At 73.5% G+C, this 18,770-nt stretch carries 19 protein-coding genes and 1 tRNA gene; 5 read left to right on the top strand and 15 right to left on the bottom strand.

Translation table 11 applies throughout. The annotated features are described in order from the left end of the window. The first annotated feature begins 29 nt into the window (after positions 1 to 29). Positions 30 to 1,376: an MFS transporter gene (locus tag ABD774_RS07130; protein ID WP_345039254.1), complete on the top strand. Its 1,347-nt coding sequence runs from the start codon at positions 30 to 32 to the stop codon at positions 1,374 to 1,376. 32 nt (positions 1,377 to 1,408) lie between these two features. Here the strand turns inward: ABD774_RS07130 and ispF are convergent, their stop codons facing one another. Genes ispF through ABD774_RS07145 form a run of 3 tightly spaced genes read right to left on the bottom strand, consistent with a single transcriptional unit; the run spans position 1,409 to position 3,170 of the window. Then, on the bottom strand, positions 1,409 to 1,906 hold the full coding sequence (gene ispF, locus ABD774_RS07135; protein WP_345039256.1) for a 2-C-methyl-D-erythritol 2,4-cyclodiphosphate synthase: 498 nt from the start codon (positions 1,904 to 1,906) through the stop codon (positions 1,409 to 1,411). Positions 1,907 to 1,916: 10 nt separating this feature from the next. Continuing rightward, positions 1,917 to 2,642: a 2-C-methyl-D-erythritol 4-phosphate cytidylyltransferase gene (ispD, locus tag ABD774_RS07140; protein WP_345039258.1), complete on the bottom strand. Its 726-nt coding sequence runs from the start codon at positions 2,640 to 2,642 to the stop codon at positions 1,917 to 1,919. A gap of 45 nt (positions 2,643 to 2,687) precedes the next feature. Further along, complete coding sequence (locus tag ABD774_RS07145) at positions 2,688 to 3,170, bottom strand: CarD family transcriptional regulator (protein ID WP_248259157.1); 483 nt, start codon at positions 3,168 to 3,170, stop codon at positions 2,688 to 2,690. Between the two features lie 209 nt (positions 3,171 to 3,379). Between ABD774_RS07145 and ABD774_RS07150 the strand changes: the two genes are divergently transcribed. Then, complete coding sequence (locus ABD774_RS07150) at positions 3,380 to 3,853, top strand: hypothetical protein (protein WP_345039263.1); 474 nt, start codon at positions 3,380 to 3,382, stop codon at positions 3,851 to 3,853. A gap of 85 nt (positions 3,854 to 3,938) precedes the next feature. Here the strand turns inward: ABD774_RS07150 and ABD774_RS07155 are convergent, their stop codons facing one another. Further along, a complete protein-coding gene (locus ABD774_RS07155) occupies positions 3,939 to 4,631 on the bottom strand; it encodes a response regulator (protein WP_345039265.1) in 693 nt (230 codons plus the stop codon). Beyond that, positions 4,631 to 5,860 (bottom strand): sensor histidine kinase, encoded by a 1,230-nt coding sequence (locus ABD774_RS07160; RefSeq protein WP_345039267.1) that lies wholly within the window; start codon positions 5,858 to 5,860, stop codon positions 4,631 to 4,633. The genes ABD774_RS07155 and ABD774_RS07160 overlap by 1 nt, the downstream gene beginning before the upstream one ends. A gap of 163 nt (positions 5,861 to 6,023) precedes the next feature. On the opposite strand from ABD774_RS07160, the gene phoU reads away from it, so the two are divergent. Continuing rightward, positions 6,024 to 6,737 (top strand): phosphate signaling complex protein PhoU, encoded by a 714-nt coding sequence (gene phoU / locus ABD774_RS07165; RefSeq protein ID WP_345039269.1) that lies wholly within the window; start codon positions 6,024 to 6,026, stop codon positions 6,735 to 6,737. A 93-nt stretch (positions 6,738 to 6,830) separates the two neighbouring features. On the opposite strand, the gene ABD774_RS07170 is transcribed toward phoU, so the two are convergent. The 7 genes from ABD774_RS07170 to tmk form a co-directional block, all read right to left on the bottom strand. Next, positions 6,831 to 7,568 carry a phosphoglyceromutase gene (locus ABD774_RS07170; RefSeq protein ID WP_345039271.1) on the bottom strand — a complete coding sequence of 246 codons (738 nt, stop codon included), beginning with the start codon at positions 7,566 to 7,568 and terminating at the stop codon, positions 6,831 to 6,833. 111 nt (positions 7,569 to 7,679) lie between these two features. Next, positions 7,680 to 8,021, bottom strand: a complete 342-nt coding sequence (locus ABD774_RS07175; RefSeq protein ID WP_345039273.1) for a histone-like nucleoid-structuring protein Lsr2 — start codon at positions 8,019 to 8,021, stop codon at positions 7,680 to 7,682. A gap of 143 nt (positions 8,022 to 8,164) precedes the next feature. Further along, positions 8,165 to 8,326 (bottom strand): hypothetical protein, encoded by a 162-nt coding sequence (locus ABD774_RS07180; RefSeq protein ID WP_345039276.1) that lies wholly within the window; start codon positions 8,324 to 8,326, stop codon positions 8,165 to 8,167. Positions 8,327 to 8,801: 475 nt separating this feature from the next. Next, a tRNA-Thr gene (locus ABD774_RS07185) sits at positions 8,802 to 8,874 on the bottom strand. A gap of 110 nt (positions 8,875 to 8,984) precedes the next feature. After that, positions 8,985 to 10,535, bottom strand: a complete 1,551-nt coding sequence (locus tag ABD774_RS07190; RefSeq protein WP_345039278.1) for an alpha/beta hydrolase — start codon at positions 10,533 to 10,535, stop codon at positions 8,985 to 8,987. Between the two features lie 45 nt (positions 10,536 to 10,580). Next, positions 10,581 to 11,753 (bottom strand): DNA polymerase III subunit delta', encoded by a 1,173-nt coding sequence (locus ABD774_RS07195; protein WP_345039280.1) that lies wholly within the window; start codon positions 11,751 to 11,753, stop codon positions 10,581 to 10,583. Then, a complete protein-coding gene (gene tmk / locus ABD774_RS07200; protein ID WP_345039282.1) occupies positions 11,750 to 12,442 on the bottom strand; it encodes a dTMP kinase in 693 nt (230 codons plus the stop codon). Before tmk ends, ABD774_RS07195 begins: the two co-directional genes overlap by 4 nt. Before the next feature lie 123 nt (positions 12,443 to 12,565). On the opposite strand from tmk, the gene ABD774_RS07205 reads away from it, so the two are divergent. Continuing rightward, positions 12,566 to 13,426 carry an alpha/beta fold hydrolase gene (locus tag ABD774_RS07205; protein WP_345039285.1) on the top strand — a complete coding sequence of 287 codons (861 nt, stop codon included), beginning with the start codon at positions 12,566 to 12,568 and terminating at the stop codon, positions 13,424 to 13,426. Here ABD774_RS07205 and ABD774_RS07210 read toward each other — a convergent pair. From ABD774_RS07210 to topA, 3 genes are read right to left on the bottom strand one after another with little or no spacing between them, the layout of a single operon-like run. Beyond that, on the bottom strand, positions 13,354 to 14,454 hold the full coding sequence (locus tag ABD774_RS07210) for a Gfo/Idh/MocA family protein (protein WP_345039287.1): 1,101 nt from the start codon (positions 14,452 to 14,454) through the stop codon (positions 13,354 to 13,356). The two genes, ABD774_RS07205 and ABD774_RS07210, sit on opposite strands and share 73 nt — an antisense overlap. Positions 14,455 to 14,464: 10 nt before the next feature. Then, a complete protein-coding gene (locus ABD774_RS07215) occupies positions 14,465 to 14,746 on the bottom strand; it encodes a hypothetical protein (RefSeq protein WP_345039289.1) in 282 nt (93 codons plus the stop codon). Between the two features lie 46 nt (positions 14,747 to 14,792). Next, the gene (gene topA / locus ABD774_RS07220; RefSeq protein ID WP_345039292.1) at positions 14,793 to 17,543 is read right to left on the bottom strand and encodes a type I DNA topoisomerase; all 2,751 of its coding nucleotides are present in this window, start codon (positions 17,541 to 17,543) and stop codon (positions 14,793 to 14,795) included. A 151-nt stretch (positions 17,544 to 17,694) separates the two neighbouring features. Between topA and ABD774_RS07225 the strand changes: the two genes are divergently transcribed. Continuing rightward, positions 17,695 to 18,768, top strand: a complete 1,074-nt coding sequence (locus ABD774_RS07225) for a YihY/virulence factor BrkB family protein (RefSeq protein ID WP_345039294.1) — start codon at positions 17,695 to 17,697, stop codon at positions 18,766 to 18,768. The last annotated feature ends 2 nt before the right edge of the window (positions 18,769 to 18,770 follow it).

An 18,770-nucleotide genomic window follows, 5' to 3' on the forward strand; every position in this document is an offset into this window, starting at 1 on the left:
GGACACCCCGGGCCGCTACGGTGCGCGGTGTGAGCAACGGACCGCTGCCCGAGTTCCATGCCGACACCGCCCAGCTCCCCGGGCCGGCGCCCGTCGTGGCTCGCCCGGCGCCGCGCCGCACGGTCGCGGCGTGGAGCCTGTGGGACCTGGGGTCCAACGCCTTCAACACCGTGATCCTGTCGTTCGTGTTCTCCGTGTACGTCACGGGCACGGTGGCGGCGGACCCGGAGAACGGGCAGCAGGTCTACTCCAACGCCCAGACCGTGGCGGGGATCCTGGTGGCGTTGCTCGCCCCGCTGATGGGGGCGTGGGCGGACCGGGTGCGCAACCGCCGTCTGCTGCTGACCGTCTCGACGCTCGCGGTCGTCGCGACCATGGCGGCGATGTGGTTCGTGCGCCCGGAGAACAGCTACCTCCTGCTCGGCGTCAGCCTGATCGCGCTGGCTTCCGTGATCGCCGAGATCGCCGGGGTCTTCTACAACGGCATGCTGCTGCAGATATCCACCCCCAGCACCGTGGGGCGCATCTCCGGCACGGCGTGGGCGCTCGGCTACGTGGGCGGCGTCATCGCCCTGGTCGTGGCACTGTTCGGGTTCATCCTCGAAGGTGGGGTGCTGGGGCTGCCCACCGAGGACGCGCAGAACGCCCGCGCTGTGGCGCTGATGTGCGCCGCCTGGTTCCTCGTCTTCTCCGTCCCGGTCATGATCTGGGGCCCCCGCGAGGCGCCCGAGGCCATCATGGTGCGCGCACCGTTCCGACCGGTCCAGGCCTACCGGGACATCGTCGCGCGGGTGGTGCGGATGTGGCGCCAGGAGCGGTCGCTGCTCCACTTCCTGGTCGCCGCGGCGGTCTACCGGGACGGCCTGAGCGCAGTGTTCTCCTTCGCGGGTGTCATCGCCGCCACCTCCTACGGGATGGACACCGTTCAGGTGGTCACCTTCGGCATCGCCGCGAACGTCGTCGCGGCCCTCGGCACGTGGGTCTTCGGCAAGGTCGACGACCGGGTGGGTCCACGCCCCGTGATCGTCGGCTCGCTCACGGCGATGATCGTGTTCGGGCTCGTCATCGTCGCGTTCGACGCCACTTCCGTGTTCTGGGTGTTCGGCATGGGGATCGCCTCCCTCGTCGGGGCGGTCCAGTCCGCGTCGCGCACGCTCCTCACGCGGATGGTGCCGCCGCAGGAGGCCAACGAGACCTTCGGCCTCTACGCCACGGCCGGCCGGGCCGTCAGCTTCATCTCCCCCGCGCTCATCGCGGTGTTCACCGCGGTCGCCGGCGCCCGGACGGGCATGCTGGGCATCGTGCTGACCCTTGCGCTCGGGCTGGCGCTCTTCTGGCGGTTGCGGGTCCCCGGTGTGACCTCGCGGGTGCGCTGACCGGCACGGTCCGGCAGTGCGCGGTCCTGCCCTCAGGCCGCCTCGAGCGGCCTGCGCACCACGAGCGCGGTGGCGACGGCGGCCACGCCCTCGCCGCGGCCGGTGAACCCGAGCCCGTCGGTGGTGGTGGCGGAGAGCGAGACCGGCGCCCCGAGCGCCTCGGACATCGCCTCCTCCGCCTCGGCCCGGCGGCGGCCGATCCGCGGGCGGACCCCGATCACCTGGACCGCGACGTTGCCGATCTCCCAGCCCGCCTCGGCCAGCCGGCGTGCGGTCTCGGCCAGCATCCGCTCCCCGGAGGCGCCGGACCACTCTGGGTCGGCGGTGCCGAACTGGCCGCCCAGGTCCCCGAGCCCGGCGGCGGAGAAGAGGGCGTCGCAGGCGGCGTGGGCGGCGACGTCGGCGTCGGAGTGGCCCTCGAGGCCGGTCTCGCCGGGCCAGTCCAGGCAGGCCAGCCGCATCGGGCGGCCGGAGCCCGCGGGCGCGAAGGCGTGCACGTCCGTGCCGATCCCGGTGCGTGGCAGCTGCATGCGCGCCAGGTTAGTGGTCCTCGGCGAGCAGGAGCTCCGCGAGCGCCAGGTCGCGCGGCGTGGTGATCTTCAGGGCGCGCTCGTCGCCCGGGACGACCCACACCCGCTCCCCCAGCGCCTCCACGAGCCCGGCGTCGTCGGAGACCGCCGCGGCCTCGTCACCGGCGCGGTGCGCGCCGGCGGCGTGCGCGGCGTCGAGCAGCGCCCGGTCGAACCCCTGGGGCGTCTGGACCGCGCGGAGGTCCAGGCGCGGGACGGTGGCCACCACCGGCGCGGCACCGTCGGGGCCGGCGTCGCCGACCCGCTTGACGGTATCGGTGACCGGCACGGCGGGGACGACGGCGCGGTGGCCGGCCCGCACGGCGGCCTCGACGGCGCGGACGAGGGCGGGCGGGGTCAGGCAGCGGGCGGCGTCGTGCACGAGGACCACGTCGACGTCGTCACCGAGCGCGGCCAGGCCCGCCGCGACCGACGCCTGGCGGGTGGGCCCGCCGGCGACGACGCGCGCGGGAACGTCCGTGCCGGGCACGGTGCCGCCCGGGAAGAGCGCGGCGAAGGCGTCGCGCTCCGCCGCGGGGACGGTGACGACGACGGCGCCGATGCAGCCGGCGCGGGCGAGCCCGACGGCCGCCCGCAGGACGAGAGGCTGCCCGCCGAGCTCGACGAGCGCCTTGGGCAGCGCGCGTCCGAGCCGGGTGCCGGAGCCGGCCGCGGTCAGGACGGCGGCCGAGCTCATGCGCGAAGAACGCCCACGCGGACGTCCGCCCCGGTCACCGCGCGATCAGGACGCGAGAACGTCGTCCAGGATCGCCTCGGCCTTGTCCTCCTCGGTCTTCTCCGCCAGGGCGAGCTCGGAGACGAGGATCTGACGAGCCTTGGCGAGCATGCGCTTCTCGCCCGCGGAGAGCCCGCGGTCGGTGTCGCGGCGGGACAGGTCGCGCACCACCTCGGCCACCTTGATGATGTCGCCGGAGGCGATCTTCTCGACGTTCGCCTTGTACCGGCGCGACCAGTTGGTCGGCTCCTCGGTGTAGGGCGCACGAAGCACGTCGAAGACCTTCTCGAGGCCCTCGGTACCGACGACGTCACGCACCCCGACCAGGTCCACGTTCTCGGCCGGGACCTGGATGGTCAGGTCGCCCTGGGCGACCCGGAGGTGGAGGTACAGCTTCTCCTCGCCGCGGATGACGCGGGTGGAGATGTCCTCGATGAGTGCCGCCCCGTGATGGGGGTAGACGACGGTCTCGCCGACAGCGAAGGTCATTGTCGTAAGGCTCCTTCAGTCGCTAAGGGTCCCTAGTCTAACACGGAAAAGTGGCGAGATTCTGCGGCTCGTGAGGGACGCGACAAAACGGGGGCACACCCGGTGGCCGGGGCGCCCCCGCCGGCGGCTGCGTCCGCCTCGTGGATCCCTCGGGTAACCTCCCCCTGGGAGGGACCGCGCGCTGTCCCGATCTAGACGAAGGAGAACCCGTGGTCCGCACCACCCGTCGCACCCGACTGGCCGCCCTCGCCGCACTGGGCGGGACGCTGACCCTGTCCGGCTGCGCCGTCGCCAACCCCATCACCACCGCCGAGCCGTACGCGCCCAGCGACGGGATCCGGGTCGCCGTGAGCGACGAGGTCGTCGTCGAGAACCTCATGATCCTCACCGAGGGCGAGGGCCAGCCGGGCCACCTGCTCGGCGCCGTGGTGAACAGGTCCGGGGAGGACGTCGAGGTCTCCTTCACCATCGGCGAGGGCGGTGCCACCGTGCCCGTGCGCGTGGACGCCGGCGAGCACGTGAACTTCACCGACGCGGGCATCACCACCCAGAGCGTCGACGCCGAGCCGGGCGCCACCATCCCGGCGACCGTCTCCATGCCGTCGGCCGGCGACGCCCAGGTCGAGGTTCCCGTCCTCGACGGCACCATCCCGCCCTACGACGAGTACCTCGACCAGGCCTGACCCTCCCGGCCGCGCGCGGCGGCGCGCAGGTCCGGCGACGAGCCCCCGGGACGCACCAGCGTCCCGGGGGCTCCGTCGTCGACGCTCAGGCCTCCGGGGTGACGAGCTTGTAGCCGAGTCCGCGGACGGTCTGCAGCATGGTGGGGCGTGCCGGGTCCTGCTCGATCTTGGCCCGCACGCGCTTGACGTGGACGTCGAGCGTCTTGGTGTCGCCGACGTAGTTGGCGCCCCAGATGCGGTCGATCAGCTGGCCCCGGGTGAGCACGCGGTCCGGGTTGCGCAGGAAGAGCTCGAGCAGCTCGAACTCGCGCAGCGGCATGGCGACCGGCTCGTCGTCGACGCTGAGCTCGTGGCGGTCCACGTCCATGCGGACCCGTCCGACGGCGAGCACCGACGGCTCGGAGAGGTCGTCCTGCCCCGCGCCGCGGCGCAGCACGGCGTGGACGCGCGCGACGAGCTCGCGGTACGAGTAGGGCTTGGTGACGTAGTCGTCGGCGCCGATCTCGAGCCCGACCACCTTGTCGATCTCGCTGTCCTTGGCGGTGAGCATGATGACGGGGACGTTGCTGCGCTGGCGCAGCTGCCGGCACACCTCGGTGCCGGAGAGCCCCGGCAGCATCAGGTCGAGAAGGACGATGTCCACGCCGCCGCGGTCGAACGCGGCCACGGCGTCGTGCCCGTCGGCCACCGCGACGACCTCGTAACCGTCGCGCTCCAGCTTGAAGGTGAGCGGCTCGCGGTAGGAGGCCTCGTCCTCCACCAGCAGGATGGTCGTCATCAGTGGGTGTCCTCCATGGCGTCGGTCCTCCGGGGGGCGGGGAGCCCCCCGGCTTCGTCTGCTGCGTCGGCGGCGGCCTGAGCGCCCGCCTCGTCGGGGGTGGCGGGGCCGTAGGCCTCGGGCAGGACGAGGGTGAACGTCGAGCCCTTGCCCTCGGTCGACCACAGCTCGACGCGCCCGCCGTGGTCGTTGGCGATGTGCTTGACGATGCTCAGCCCGAGGCCGGAGCCGCCCGTCTCGCGCGAGCGGGCCTCGTCGCCCCGGTAGAAGCGCTCGAAGACCCGCTCGCGCTGCTCGGGGCCGATGCCCGCGCCCTGGTCGACGACGGCGATGCGCACCAGCGCGTCCCGGCGCTGGACGCCCACGGAGACCCGGCCGGTCGGTGCGGAGTAGCGGACGGCGTTGTCGAGGAGGTTGCGCACGGCCGTGGTGAGCAGCGCCGCGTCGCCGTAGACCTTCACGCCCTTCTCGCCGCCGAGCACCAGGGTGACCTTGCGGGACATCGCCTCCACGCGCACCCGGTCGACCGCCTCGGCCACCACCGCGTCGAGGTCGACCAGCTCGGGATCCACGAGGGCGTCCGGCTCCTGCAGGCGCGAGAGGTCGATGAGCTCCTGGACGAGGGAGGCCAGGCGCGCCGACTCCTTCTGCATCTGCCCGGCGAAGTGACGCACCGTGTCCGGCTCGTCGGCGGCGTCGGCGACCGTCTCGGCGAGGAGGCCGAGCGCGCCGACGGGCGTCTTGAGCTCGTGCGAGACGTTGGCGGTGAAGTCCCGGCGCATCTCCTCGAGCCGGCGCGCGGCCGTACGGTCCTCGGCGAGCACGAGCACCCGGCCGTGGCGCAGCGGCGCGACGCGCACCTGCATCCGCAGCGTGCCCGCACCCTCCACCGGGCCGCGGGACAGGGTGAGCTCCTCGTCCCGGATGCGCCCGTCCCGCCGTACGCCGTCGACCATGTCGCGAACCTCGGGGTGGGCGACGACGTCGTTGCGGACCAGGCCGAAGGCGTAGGCGGCGGCGCTGGCCCGCTGGACGTCGCCGTCGGGCTCGAGGACGAGGACCGCCTGCGGGAGCACGGAGAGGACCGAGATGACGTCGTCCAGCCCGTCCCCCCGACCGGTGTCGCGGTAGCCGCTCCGCTCACGCTCACTCACGAGGAACGCGATGATCCCGGCAGCGACCACGAGCAGAGCCAGCAGCACGACGCTGAGGATCTGCATGAACTCCATGCCCCGAGGGTAGGGCGCGGTTCGCCAGTTCACCGAGACGGCCCCGGGGCGTCATCCCGCGTTCATCGCGCGGCCATCGGTCGTACACTGCGGGCCGCTTGGCTACGGTAGGGGAACAGATATCCCGCTCGCAGCGGGGGAAGAGCGACCGAGGGAGCCTGCGATGCGTGAGATCTTCAAGCAAGAGATGGAGCAGCTCGGCGGCGATCTGCTGACCATGGCCAAGCACATGAGCTCCGCGATCGAGAAGGCCACCAAGGCGCTCGAGACGGCGGACCTCACCCTGGCCGAGGAGGTCATCGACGCCGACCGGCAGATCGACGAGATCGAGCGGAGCCTGGACGAGCAGGGCGTCTCGCTGCTCGCGCGGCAGCAGCCGGTGGCCACGGACCTGCGGGTCGTCGTCTCCGCCATGCGCCTGTCCGCCACGATCGAGCGGATGGGTGACCTGGCCCGCCACGTCGCCTACGTCGCGCGCGGCCGCTACCCGGAGGTCGCGGCGACCGGGCGCACGCGCGAGATCCTGCACCAGATGGGCGAGCAGGCCGTCAAGGTGGCACGCCAGGTGGTCGAGCTGCTGGAGAGCCGGGACCTGAACCTGGCAGAGCGGATCGAGGCGGACGACGACGTCCTGGACCGCCTCCACCGCGAGTCGTTCCAGGTGGTCCTGGACGATGACGAGCAGCTCACCCGCCAGCAGCTGGTCGACGCGGTCCTGCTGGGCCGCTACCTCGAGCGCTTCGGCGACCACGGCGTCTCCGTGGCGCGCCGCGTGTCGTTCCTGGTGACCGGCGATCTGCAGAACGCCGTCGTCAACACCGGGGTGCTCGGCCTGAAGGACGAGCAGGTCACCGACCAGGCCGCGCGCCAGGACTGAGCCGCCGGTCCCGCCGGGAGGCGGGGCCCGTGGACCGGGAAGGGTCCCGCACCGTCGGTGCGGGACCCTTCCTCGTCGGGGGTGCTGACGCGGCTACTTGCCCTGGTTGGCGACCGCGGCGATGGCGGCCTCGGCCGCCTTCGGGTCGAGGTACTTGCCGCCGCTGACGGTCGGGCGCAGGTTCTCGTCGAGCTCGTAGAGCAGCGGGATGCCGGTGGGCACGTTCAGGCCCGAGATGGTCTCGTCATCGATGCCGTCGAGGTGCTTGATGATCGCGCGCAGGGAGTTGCCGTGGGCGGCGACGAGCACGGTCCTGCCCGCCCTGAGGTCCGGGACGATCTCGGCGTTCCAGTACGGCAGGGCACGCTCGAGGACGTCCTTGAGGCACTCGGCGCGCGGGATCGGCTCGCCGGCGTAGCGCGGCTCGGAGTCCTGGGAGTACTTCGAGCCCAGCTCGATCTCCGGCGGCGGCACGTCGTAGGAGCGGCGCCAGAGCATGAACTGCTCCTCGCCGTACTCGTCGCGGATCTCCTTCTTGTTCTTGCCCTGCAGCGCCCCGTAGTGGCGCTCGTTGAGGCGCCAGCTGCGCTTGACCGGGATCCAGTGCAGGTCGGCGACGTCGAGGGCGTAGTTCGCGGTGGAGATGGCGCGGCGCAGGAGCGAGGTGTGGAGGATGTCCGGGGAGACCCCCGCCTCGCGGAGCAGCTCGCCGCCCCGCTTGGCCTCCTCGACGCCCTTCTCCGACAGGGGCACGTCGACCCAGCCGGTGAAGAGGTTCTTGGCGTTCCAGTCGCTCTCGCCGTGACGGAGCAGTACCAGGGTGTAGGTCATGGACCTCATTGTTCCATCATCGCGGCGGGGCACACGCGGGACGTCGGCCCCACGACGCAGGCGGCCGGCCACCCCGTCGGGTGGCCGGCCGCCGGTCCGGCAGGGACCGGGTCAGCTGGTGGCCTTCTCGTAGGCCTCGCGGATCTCCGCGGAGATCCGGCCGCGCTCGGAGACCTCGTAGCCGTTCTCGCGGGCCCAGTCGCGGATGCGGCCCGCGTCCGAGGAGGAGGAACGGGCGGCGGTGCCGCCGGTCGAGCGCCGCGCGGGCGCGCGCCGCCCGCCGGCCCGGCGCGCGTGCCCCTTCCACTCGGCGAAGGACTCGCGCAGAGCCTTGGCGTGGGCGTCGGAGAGGTCGATCTCGTAGGTCACGCCGTCAATTGCGAATGTGACGGTCTCGTCCGCGGGAGAGCCGTCGATATCGTCGATGAGCTGGACTTGCATCTTCTGCACCATGGCGGGTTCTTTCTCGTCGTCAATCGTGAGAACAGGAGAACACCCCTGAGAGTGATACGCGTGTCGATCACCTGATGCGCGAGCGTAATTCTTTTGACGAGGAATGTCACGCCAACGGGCGCGTGCTGTGGAAGAAGATGTAATCAGGCGCGCGGGGCCTGTTCCGGGCCTTTCCGAAGCGACTCGTCCTCGAGCCTGCGGATCGCCTCGCGCTCGTTACGGTCGGCGTTCACGAAGGCGCGGATCACGAGGTAGAACAGCAGCCCGGTACCGACCGAGGGGATGAGCGCGACGAGATAGTCCACCTCTCGAGTGTACGGCGAGCACCCCGAACCCCGGCAATCTCGCGCGGGAGCGATCGCACCCGGATCCGCGCCAGGCCGCACTGGCACGGGGAGCCGAAGCACCGGCGCCGCCGCCCGGCCCACCGACGCGGCACGAGCCGCCCGCGGCCGACAAGCCCGCCCATCGTCCGGCGGTCCGGGGCACGCACCCGCCCGGACCCGGAAAGCGCACACCCGCACGAATTCACCGTGGGCGCAATCCGGGGACCGAGTATGGGAACAATTTCACACCGTAGCGGCCGAAATTGGAGCGGACTCCCGGCGCAGGAAGTGCCGTCACGGCATAGCCGCACGGCGACATTGCCGCCCGCACGGCACGGCCGGAGATTTTGCGACGGTAAATCCCCGCACCTCGGGCCCGGGGAGCAACGTCGCCCGGCCGGGAATGACGGACGGCCCGGTCCGACTGGGCGTCATGACCGGGCCGCCGGAGCGGAGCCGCCTGTGGGAATCGAACCCACGACCTATTCATTACGAGTGAATCGCTCTGCCGACTGAGCTAAGGCGGCGTGCGCGTCGAGGATCGCCCGACGCAGCGCGGACCACTGTACCGGGAGCGTGGCGCCTGGAACAAAACGGTCCGGCCAGGTGTGCGCGGCATCACTCGCCGCACCGCAGCTCAGCAGGTGAGGCCCTCCTGCGGGACCGTCCCGTCGATGAGGAAGTCGTCGACCGCGCGGACGACGCACTCGTTGGACCGACCATAGGCGGTGTGCCCCTCCCCCTCGTACGTGACGAGGAAGCCGCTCTCCAGCTGCTCGGCCAGGCTGACGCTCCACTCGTACGGCGTCGCCGGATCGCCCGTGGTGCCCACCACCATGATCGGGGCCGAGCCCTCGGCCGTGATCGGCCCCCGCTCGGCGTCGCCCTCGACCGGCCACTGGTCGCACAGCATGTCGCCGTAGCCCATCGCCGGGCCGAACGTCGGCGCGGCGGCCTCGAGCTCCTCCGCCTGCTGCTGCCACTGCGCCGGATCGCCGGTGGCCGGGAAGTCCAGGCAGTTGACCGCCCAGTTCGCCTCGGTGGAGTTCTTCGGGTAGGTCCCGTCCTCCTCGCGCCCGGCCATGAGGTCGGCCAGGAACAGCAGCTGCGAGCCGTCGCGCTCGTTGATCGCCTGGTCGAGCGCCGCGGAGAGGACGAACCAGCTGGCGCTGTCGTACAGCGGAGTGATGACGCCCGAGAAGGCGAGAGAGGCCGTCAGCTCACGGCCGGTGGCCGTGGGCAGCGGGGTGTCCCCCACCATGTCGAACAGGGTCTGCACCTGCCGGACACCGTCGTCGACCGAGCCGGTCAGCGGGCAGTCCGGCCCGCCGAGGCAGTCCTCGACGTAGGCGCGCAGCGCCTCCTCGAACCCGACGGCCTGGGCCAACGTCGTCTCGTGCGAGCTGAGGGAGGGATCCATCGCTCCGTCGAGGACAAGGTTCCCGGTGTTCTGCGGGAACAACTCGGCGTAGGTCGCGCCCAGGAACGTGCCGTAGGAGTACCCGAGGTAGTCCAGCTTCTCCTCGCCCAGCACGGCGCGCAGGATGTCCATGTCCCGCGCCGCGGACTCGGTGTCGACGTGCCCGATCAGCTCACCGGTGCTGGCGACGCACCCGTCCGCGATGAGCTTCGCGTCCGCCCGGTAGGCGTCGAGGCCCTCCGTGGTCTCGGTGTCGTGGTCGGCGCTGCGGATGCGGTCGAGCTCGGCGTCGCTGACGCAGTCCACCGGCGTCGAGGCCCCGACGCCGCGGGGGTCGAAGCCGACCACGTCGTACGCCGCGCGCAGGTCCTCGCTGAACATCGTGGGGACGGCGTCCATGAGGTCCAGGCCGGAGCTGCCGGGCCCGCCGGGGTTAATCAGGAGCGAGCCGACCCGGGCATCGGGCTCGGCGCTGGCCAGCCGCTTGACCGCGAGGGTGATCCGTTCGCCGTCGGGCTCGTCGTAGCTCAGCGGCACGGCGACCTCGGCACACTCGAAGTCCCCGCACGCGTCCCAGGCGACCCGCTGGCCGTAGTAGGCCTGCAGCTCGTCCGTCGACGGGGTGGTGGTCCCCTCGGCCGAGGCGGTCGGCGAGGAGTCGGTCGACCCGGCGTCCGGGACGCGCTCGAGGGGCTCGGGGGTGCAGGCGGTGAGCGTCAGGGCGGCGGCGAGCACGCCGAGGACGGCGGCGCGTACGGAACGTGGCACGCGCTCACGCTACCTGGCGCCGGGGACCGCCAGCCGCGGGTCCTGTCATCCCTGGGGACGCAGGGCCACCATCATCGCCTCGACGGCCAGGAGCGGCGCCACGTTCGCGGCGAGCCGCTCCCGGGCCACCCCCACCGCGTCCATGCGCCGCACCGTCTGCTCGGGCGTGGAGCCGCCCGCCAGGGCGCGCACCTCTGCGCCGAGGTCGGTGTTGATCAGCTCGACGTCGGCCCCGAGCTGGACGACGAGCACGTCACGGTAGAGGGAGAGCAGGTCCACCATCGCCCGGTCGAGCACGTCGCGCTGGGCGCGGGTGGCCCGCCGCTTCTGGTCCTCCTCGAGCTGCTTGACCTGCCCGCGCAGCGCGGGCGGGAGCCGGGTGCCGGCCTCGGCGCCGAGGTTGCGCAGCAGCTCGGCCTTCTCGGCGGCGTCGCGCTCCTCCGTGGCGGCCTTGGCGTCGGCGGCCGCGGTGTCGATGAGGTCGGCCGCGGCCAGGACCGCGTCGCCCACCCCGCGGATGCCGGCGGGGACGGCCAGCAGGCGGCGGCGCCGGGCGCGGGCCTCCGGGTCACGGGCGAGCCGGCGGGCCAGGCCGACGTGGGACTGGGCGGCCCGCGCGGCGGCCAGCGCCACGTCCGGGTCCAGGCCGTCGCGGCGCACGAGCAGGTCGGCCACCGCCCGGGGGTCCGGGACGCGCAGGTGCACGGCGCGGCAGCGCGAGCGGATCGTGGTCAGCACGTCCTCCGGGCTGGGCGCGCACAGCAGCCACACCGTCCGCGGCGGCGGCTCCTCCACGGCCTTGAGAAGCACGTTGGACGTGCGCTCGACCATGCGGTCAGCGTCCTCCATGAGCATGACCCGCCACCGCCCCTGGGACGGCGCGCGCTGCGCCTGGGAGATCAGCGGCCGGATCTCCTCGATCGCGAAGATGACCTTCTCCGTGCCGATGAGGGTGACGTCCGCGTGGGTCCCGGCCAGCGCCGTCGTGCACCCGTGGCAGTGCCCGCAGCCCGGCTCCGCCGGGTCGGTGCACTGCAGGGCGGCCGCGAAGGCGCGGGCCGCCACCGAGCGCCCGGAGCCGGGCGGCCCCGTGATGAGCCACGCGTGCGTCATGGCGCGGGCGGCGGCGTCGCCGTCGGCCTGGCGCGAGGCGAGGACGGCGCCGCGCAGCGTGGCGACCACCTCGTCCTGCCCGACCACCTCGTCCCAGACGCTCATCGTGAGCCCTGCGGGGAGGTCGCGGCGGCGGGCGCCGGCAGCAGCGGCGCGAGGCGGGCGCGCACGGCGGCGTGGATCTCCTCGGGCGGCGCGGCCGCGTCGAGCACCAGGAAGCGGCCCGGCTCGGCCCGGGCGAGCGCGAGGAAGTGCTCCCGCACCCGGGTGTGGAACTCGAGGGACTCGCGCTCGAGGCGGTCCGGGGCGCCGGTGCGCCGCCGGGCCGCGGCGGACGGGTCGAGATCGAGCAGGACGGTGAGGTCCGGCAGCAGCCCCTCGGTCGCCCACAGGGACAGCGCGCGGATCTCGTCGTCGCCCAGCTCGCGGGCAGCGCCCTGGTAGGCGACGGAGGAGTCGAGGTACCGGTCCGTGACCACGACGGCGCCGCGGGCGAGCGCCGGCCGCACGAGCCGGTGGACGTGGTGGGCGCGGTCGGTGGCGTAGAGCAGCGCCTCGGTGCGCGGGTCGAGGTCCTCGCCGTGCAGGACGGCGTCGCGCAGCACCTGGCCGAGGGCCGTCCCGCCGGGCTCGCGGGTGAGGACCACCTCGTGCCCGAGCCCGCCGAGCCACCCGCCGAGCAGGTCGCGCTGCGTCGTCTTCCCGGCGCCGTCGCCGCCCTCGAACGAGACGAAGCACCCCCGGTGGGCGAGGTCGGCGGCGGGCGGGACGGCGTTCGGGACCTCGGGGCTCACCGGGCCAGGGTAGCCGCGCACGCCCGCACGCTCCGCCGTCGTCCCCACCGGCGCCGGCCGTTCCGCCCGCCCCTGGCGGCCGCGCGTGCCAGAGTGAGGGCCCCGGCCGTGAGGGGGCTGACGATGCACAGGGTCGACGTCGACGGGCTCGCGATCGCGTACGAGCGGGTGGGCGAGGGGCCGCCGCTCGTCCTCCTGCACGGGTTCGTCGGGGACGCGCGCAGCACGTGGCGCCGCCAGCTCGAGGCCCTCGCCGACGAGTTCACCGTGGTGGCCTGGGACGCTCCCGGCGCGGGCCGGTCCGACGACCCGCCCGAGGGGTTCGGCATGGCCGGCTACGCGGACGCGCTGGCCGGCCTCCTCGACCGGCTGGGCCTGCACCGGCCGCACGTGGCGGGCGTGTCCTTCGGCGGGGCACTGGCCCTCGCCCTGCTCGGGCGTCACCCCGCGACGCCGGCCACCCTGGTCCTCGTGAACGCCTACGCCGGCTGGGTGGGGTCGCTGCCCGCCGAGGTGGCGCGCCGGCGGCTGGAGGACTCGCTCGCGCTGGCGGACTCCGGCGGCGAGGAGCTCGCCGCGGCGCTGGTGCCCACGATGTTCGCGCCCGGCACGCCGCGTGCGGCGGTCGAGGAGTTCGCCGCGGCGGTGCGGGCCTTCCACCCGGACGGGTTCCGTGCCATGGCCCGGGCCTCGGCCACGGACCTGCGGGAGGTCCTGCCCCGCGTGCGGGTGCCGACGCTGGTGGTGAACGGGGAGCGGGACACGCGGGCGCCGCGCGCCGTCGCCGACCACCTGCACGCCTCGATCGCCGGCTCGACGCTCACCGTGCTGCCCGGCGCCGGGCACCTTTGCCAGATCGAGGCACCGGTGGCCTTCAACCGTGCCGTCCGGACCTTCCTCCGCTCCGTCGGTCAGCGCGGGGGGACGTCCGGCTCCGGGACCGCCTCCACGGCGGGGTCGACGCCCGTGAGCTCGCCCGGGTAGACGACGCCGAGCTGGCGGCGCACCTCGTCGAGGGTCGCCATGACCTCGAGCGTCGCGCTCCACGGCATGACGTCGGACTGCTGGCGCCCCTGAGCCACGCACCGCGCGACCTCCGCCGCCTCGTGCTGGAAGCCGCCGCGGTCGGCACCCTCGGGCGGCCAGCTCCACGCCCGCCCCGAGAACGGGGTGACCGTGAAGCCGCTCGTGCCGTAGAACGGCGCGGCGACGTCCAGGCGTCCCTCCGTGCCGATCACCGAGGCCGTCGTGGGGCTGCGGGCCCACATGTTCGCGGTGCACACGGCGACGGCGCGCGCGTGCTCCCCCGCGTAGGTGAGGGTCACCGCCTCGTGCGCGTCCACGCCGAGGTCCGTCAGCACACCGGCGGCGTGCACGCCCGCGGGGGCGCCGAGGAGGCTGTGCGCGAAGGAGATCGGGTACACCCCCAGGTCCAGCAGCGCCCCGCCGGCCAGCTCGGGGGCGTAGAGGCGCTCCACGAGGTCCAGGCGCTGCCCGTGGTCCGCGTGCACGGCGAGCACCTCCCCCAGCGCGCCGGAGGCGACCACCTCGCGCAGGGCGACCATGTGCGGCAGGAACCGCGTCCACATCGCCTCCATCGCGAACAGGCCGAGATCGCCCGCGGTGGCGAGGACCTCCTTCGCCTCCGCGGCGTTGCGGGTGAAGGCCTTCTCCACCAGCACGTGCTTGCCCGCCGCGAGCGCGAGCATGGCGTGGGCGTGGTGGTGGCTGTGCGGCGTGGCGACGTAGACGACGTCGACCTCCGGGTCCGCCACCAGCGCGGCGTACCCGCCGTAGGCGCGGTCGACACCGTGCTCGGCAGCGAACGTGGCGGCCTTCATCGCGTCCCGGGACCCGACGGCGACCACCCGCTGCGCGCTGCGGGCCGGGACCTCGCGCGCGAACCGGGCGGCGATGCCGCCGGCGCCGAGGATCCCCCAGCGCAGCGGCGGGGCGTGGCGCGGGTCCGGCGGTGCGGCCAGCGGGGGCGGCGCCGCCGTCGACGAGGTCATGGCAGCAAATCTACGGTCCGACGGCGAGGGTGAGGTCCCCGCCGGAGGCGCGGGCCTCGACGGTGACCGTGCCGCCCGGCCCCAGCTCCACCACGGTCGACGCCGTCCGGGCGCCGTCGCGGACGGTCAGCTCGTGGCTGCCCGGCGCGACCGCCAGCCGCAGCACGCGTCCGGCCCGGGCGTCGTGGACGTCGCCGTCGAGGACGACGCTGGGCGCGCGGAAGGCGTGGCGCAGGCGGCCGAGGAAGCTGGCGGCCAGCACCCGGACCTGCAGGGTCGCGGCAACGGTCACGGGCCGATCCTGCCAGGGCCGGCCCGCCCCCGCGCGCCGCAGCCGCTCAGCCCTTCGCGGGCGTCCTGCGGGTGGTCGCCTTCTTCGCGGCGGGCTTGCGGGCCGCCGGCTTGCGCGCGGGCTTCTTGGCCGGCCCCTTGGCCCGCTTCTCCGCGAGGAGCTCGTAGCCGCGCTCGGGGGTGAGCGACTCGATGTCGTCGTCCTTGCGCAGGGTGGCGTTCGTGGTGCCGTCGGTGACGTACGGGCCGAACCGGCCGTCCTTGACCACCACGGGCTTGCCGCTGACCGGGTCCTCCCCCAGCTCGCGCAGCGGCGGCTTGGCGGTGGCGCCCCGCCGGGTCTTCGGCTGGGCGTAGATGGCCAGCGCCTCCTCGAGGGTGATGTCGAACATCTGCTCCTCGGACTCCAGGGAGCGCGAGTCCGTGCCCCGCTTGAGGTACGGGCCGTACCGGCCGTTCTGCGCGGTGATCTCCACGCCCTCCGGGTCGGTGCCGACCACCCGCGGCAGGGACAGCAGCTTCAGCGCCTGGTCAAGGTCGACCGTCTCCAGCTGCATCGACTTCAGCAGCGAGGCGGTGCGCGGCTTGGCCTTGGCGACCTTCTTCCGGGCCGGCTTCTTCACCCCCGACGGCGCAGCCTCGGCCGCGTCGTCGTCCTCGGGCAGGACCTCGGTGACGTACGGGCCGAAGCGGCCGTTCTTCGCGATGATCGTGTGCCCCGTGGCGGGGTCGGTGCCGAGCTCGCGCCCGTCGTCGGCCTGGCGCTCGAGGAGCTCGCGGGCCAACTCGACGGTGAGCTCGTCGGGGGCGACGTCGTCCGGCACGGAGGCGCGCTTCCCCTCCTGGCCCTCGGTGGCGGCGGTCTCCAGGTAGGGGCCGTAGCGCCCCACCCGCAGCGTGATGCCGTCGCCGATGTCGATGCTGTTGACGGCGCGGGCGTCGATGTCGCCGAGCCCCTCGACGAGGTTCTTCAGGCCCGGGCGCTCGGTGGCGGCGTCGCCGCGGTAGAAGCGCGCCAGCCAGCCCACGCGGTCCTCGGACCCGGAGGCGATGCGGTCGAGATCGGACTCCATCTCGGCCGTGAAGTCGTAGTCGACGAGCCGCGGGAGGTTGTCCTCGAGCAGGCGGACCACGGAGAACGCCAGCCAGGTGGGCACCAGGGCCTGCCCGCGGCGGTCGACGTAGCCGCGGTCGACGATCACGGAGATCGTGGCGGCGTAGGTGGAGGGGCGGCCGATGCCGCGCTCCTCCAGCGCCTTGACCAGGCTCGCCTCGGTGTAGCGCGGCGGCGGGGTGGTCTCGTGCCCCTCGGCGGTGACGGCGTCGGTGACGACGACGTCGCCCTCGGCGACCACGGGCAGCCGCGTCTCCCTGTCGTCCTTGCCGTCCTTGTCGTACCGGTCGGCGTCGCGGCCCTCCTCGTAGGCGGCGAGGAAGCCGCGGAAGGTGATGACGGTGCCGGAGGCGGTGAGCTCGGCGCGTGCGGTGGTCCCGTCCGCGAGCGCCGGGTCGGCGCCGAGCCGGACGGTGGCGGTCGAGCCGCGGGCGTCGGCCATCTGCGAGGCGACCGTGCGCTTCCAGATCAGCTCGTAGAGCTTGAACTGGGCGCCGCTGAGCTGGCCGGCCACCTGCGCCGGCGTCCGGAAGGAGTCCCCGGCGGGGCGGATGGCCTCGTGCGCCTCCTGCGCGCCCTTGGCCTTCGTGCCGTACACGCGGGGCTTCTCCGGCACGTACTCGCCGCCGTAGAGCTCCGCGGCCTGCCGGCGGGCGGCGGAGATCGCCTGCCCGGACAGCGCCGAGGAGTCGGTACGCATGTAGGTGATGAAGCCGTTCTCGTACAGGCCCTGCGCGGTGCGCATGGTCTCCCGGGCGCTCATGCGCAGCTTGCGGGAGGCCTCCTGCTGCAGGGTCGAGGTCGTGAACGGCGCGGCCGGGCGGCGCGTGTAGGGCTTGGTCTCCATCGAGACCACCCGCGCCTCGACCTTCTCCAGGGCCGTGGCCACGTCGGTCGCGCGCGCCTCGTCGAGGTGGACGGTGCCCGCCTTCACGGCGGCCGGCCTGAGCCGGCCGTCGTCACCGAAGTCACGGCCGGAGGCGACCCGCTTCCCGTCCAGGGTGACCAGGCGGGCGACGAACTGGCCACGGTCCTGAGCGGGACCGCCCGTGAAGGTTCCCTTGACGTCCCAATACGAGGCGGCGCGGAACGCCATGCGCTCCCGCTCCCGCTCGACCACCATGCGGGTGGCGACGGACTGGACGCGCCCGGCGGAGAGGCCCGGCTTGATCTTGCGCCACAGCAGCGGGGAGACCTCGTACCCGACGAGGCGGTCCAGGATGCGGCGCGTCTCCTGGGCGTCGACGAGCCGGGTGTCCAGGTCCCGGGTGTTCTCCAGCGCCCGGCTGATCGCCTCGCGGGTGATCTCGTGGAACACCATCCGCTTGACCGGCACCTTGGGCTTGAGGACGTCGAGCAGGTGCCACGCGATGGCCTCGCCCTCGCGGTCCTCGTCCGTCGCGAGGTAGAGCTCGTCGGAGTCCTTCAGGGCGCGCTTGAGCTCGGCGACCTTCTTCTTCTTGTCCGCGTCGACGACGTAGTAGGGGTCGAAGTCGCCCTCGACGTCCACGGCGAACTTCCCGTACGGGCCCTTCTTCATCTCGGCCGGCAGCTCCGACGGCTGGGGCAGGTCGCGGATGTGCCCGACGCTGGCCTCGACGTCGAAGTCCGGGCCGAGGTAGCCGCCGATGGTGCGGGCCTTGGCGGGCGACTCGACGATCACAAGCTTGCGGGAGCTGGTCACGCGGACCTTCCTCACTTTCTGGGCTGACCGCCTCGTGGGCGGCCGGGGGTTCGCGCTGACGGTACATGGTCGGCCGGACACGGTGCAGGCGTGGCCCCGCCCGAGCGCGCCGGGCGCCCCGGTGCTTGGCTTGCGTGAAGGAGGTGCGCCGATGGGACAGGAGACACGCCAGCCGGCGACGGCGGCGCCGTCGTCCGGGGGGCCTGCCCCGGTGCTCGGGCGACGCCCGTCGAAGCGCTTCATGACCGGCAAGGCGGTCCGGAAGTTCTTCGCCGACGAGTGCTGGGACCGGGCCGCGGGCATGACCTTCTTCGGGGCGCTGTCGATCCCGCCGCTGGCGGTCGCGCTCGCCTCCGTGCTCGCGCTCGCGGGGCAGGACGAGGCCGCCGTGAAGGCGGTGCTCGACGTGCTGCGCCTCCTCGCCCCCGACCAGGAGTCCCTCGAGGCGGTCAGCCGTCCGGTGCTGGCGCTCATGGACCACCCCTCCGCCGGCATCTCGCTCGTGGTGGGGCTGGTGACGGCGCTGTGGCTCGCGGCGGGCTACGTCGGGTCCTTCGGCCGTGCGATGAACCACATCTACGGCGTGCACGAGGGCCGGCCGCTGTGGCGCCTGCAGGCGTGGCACCTGCTGACCACGGTGATCCTCGTGGCGTTCGGGGTCCTCGTGACCCTGCTGCTGGTCGTCTCCGGACCGGTGGCGCGCGCGATCGGCACCGTGCTCGGCGTCGGGCGGACCGCGCTGCTGGTGTGGGAGGTGCTGCGCTGGCCGCTGCTCCTCGCGGCGGCGGTGCTGGTGGTCGCGCTGCTCTACTTCGCCACCCCCAACGTGCGCCACCCGCGCTTCCACTGGATGTCGCCGGGCGCCCTCGTCGCCCTCGGCGTCTCCGGCGTCGCCACCCTGCTCCTGCGGCTCTACGCCACCTCCGGGCGCATCGACCTCACGTACGGCGGCGTCCTGGCCGGGGTCGTGGTGTTCAGCCTCTGGCTGTGGGTGATCAACATGGCGCTGCTGCTGGGCGCGGAGCTCGACTCCGAGGTCCACCGCGCGCGCCAGCTGGTCGCCGGCGTCCGGGAGGCGGAGCACAAGGTCCACCTCCCCGTGCGGGACAGCCGGGCCACGGACAAGGCGCGGCGCCGGCAGGCCGCCGACGCCGCCCGCGCCCGGAGCCTGCGGCACTCCCACGGCTGGCGGGACGACGAGAGGGAGGAGCGCGACGAGCGGTAACG

It is taken from the genome of Georgenia daeguensis, assembly GCF_039537705.1.
Classification (GTDB): Bacteria; Actinomycetota; Actinomycetes; order Actinomycetales; family Actinomycetaceae; genus Georgenia; species Georgenia daeguensis.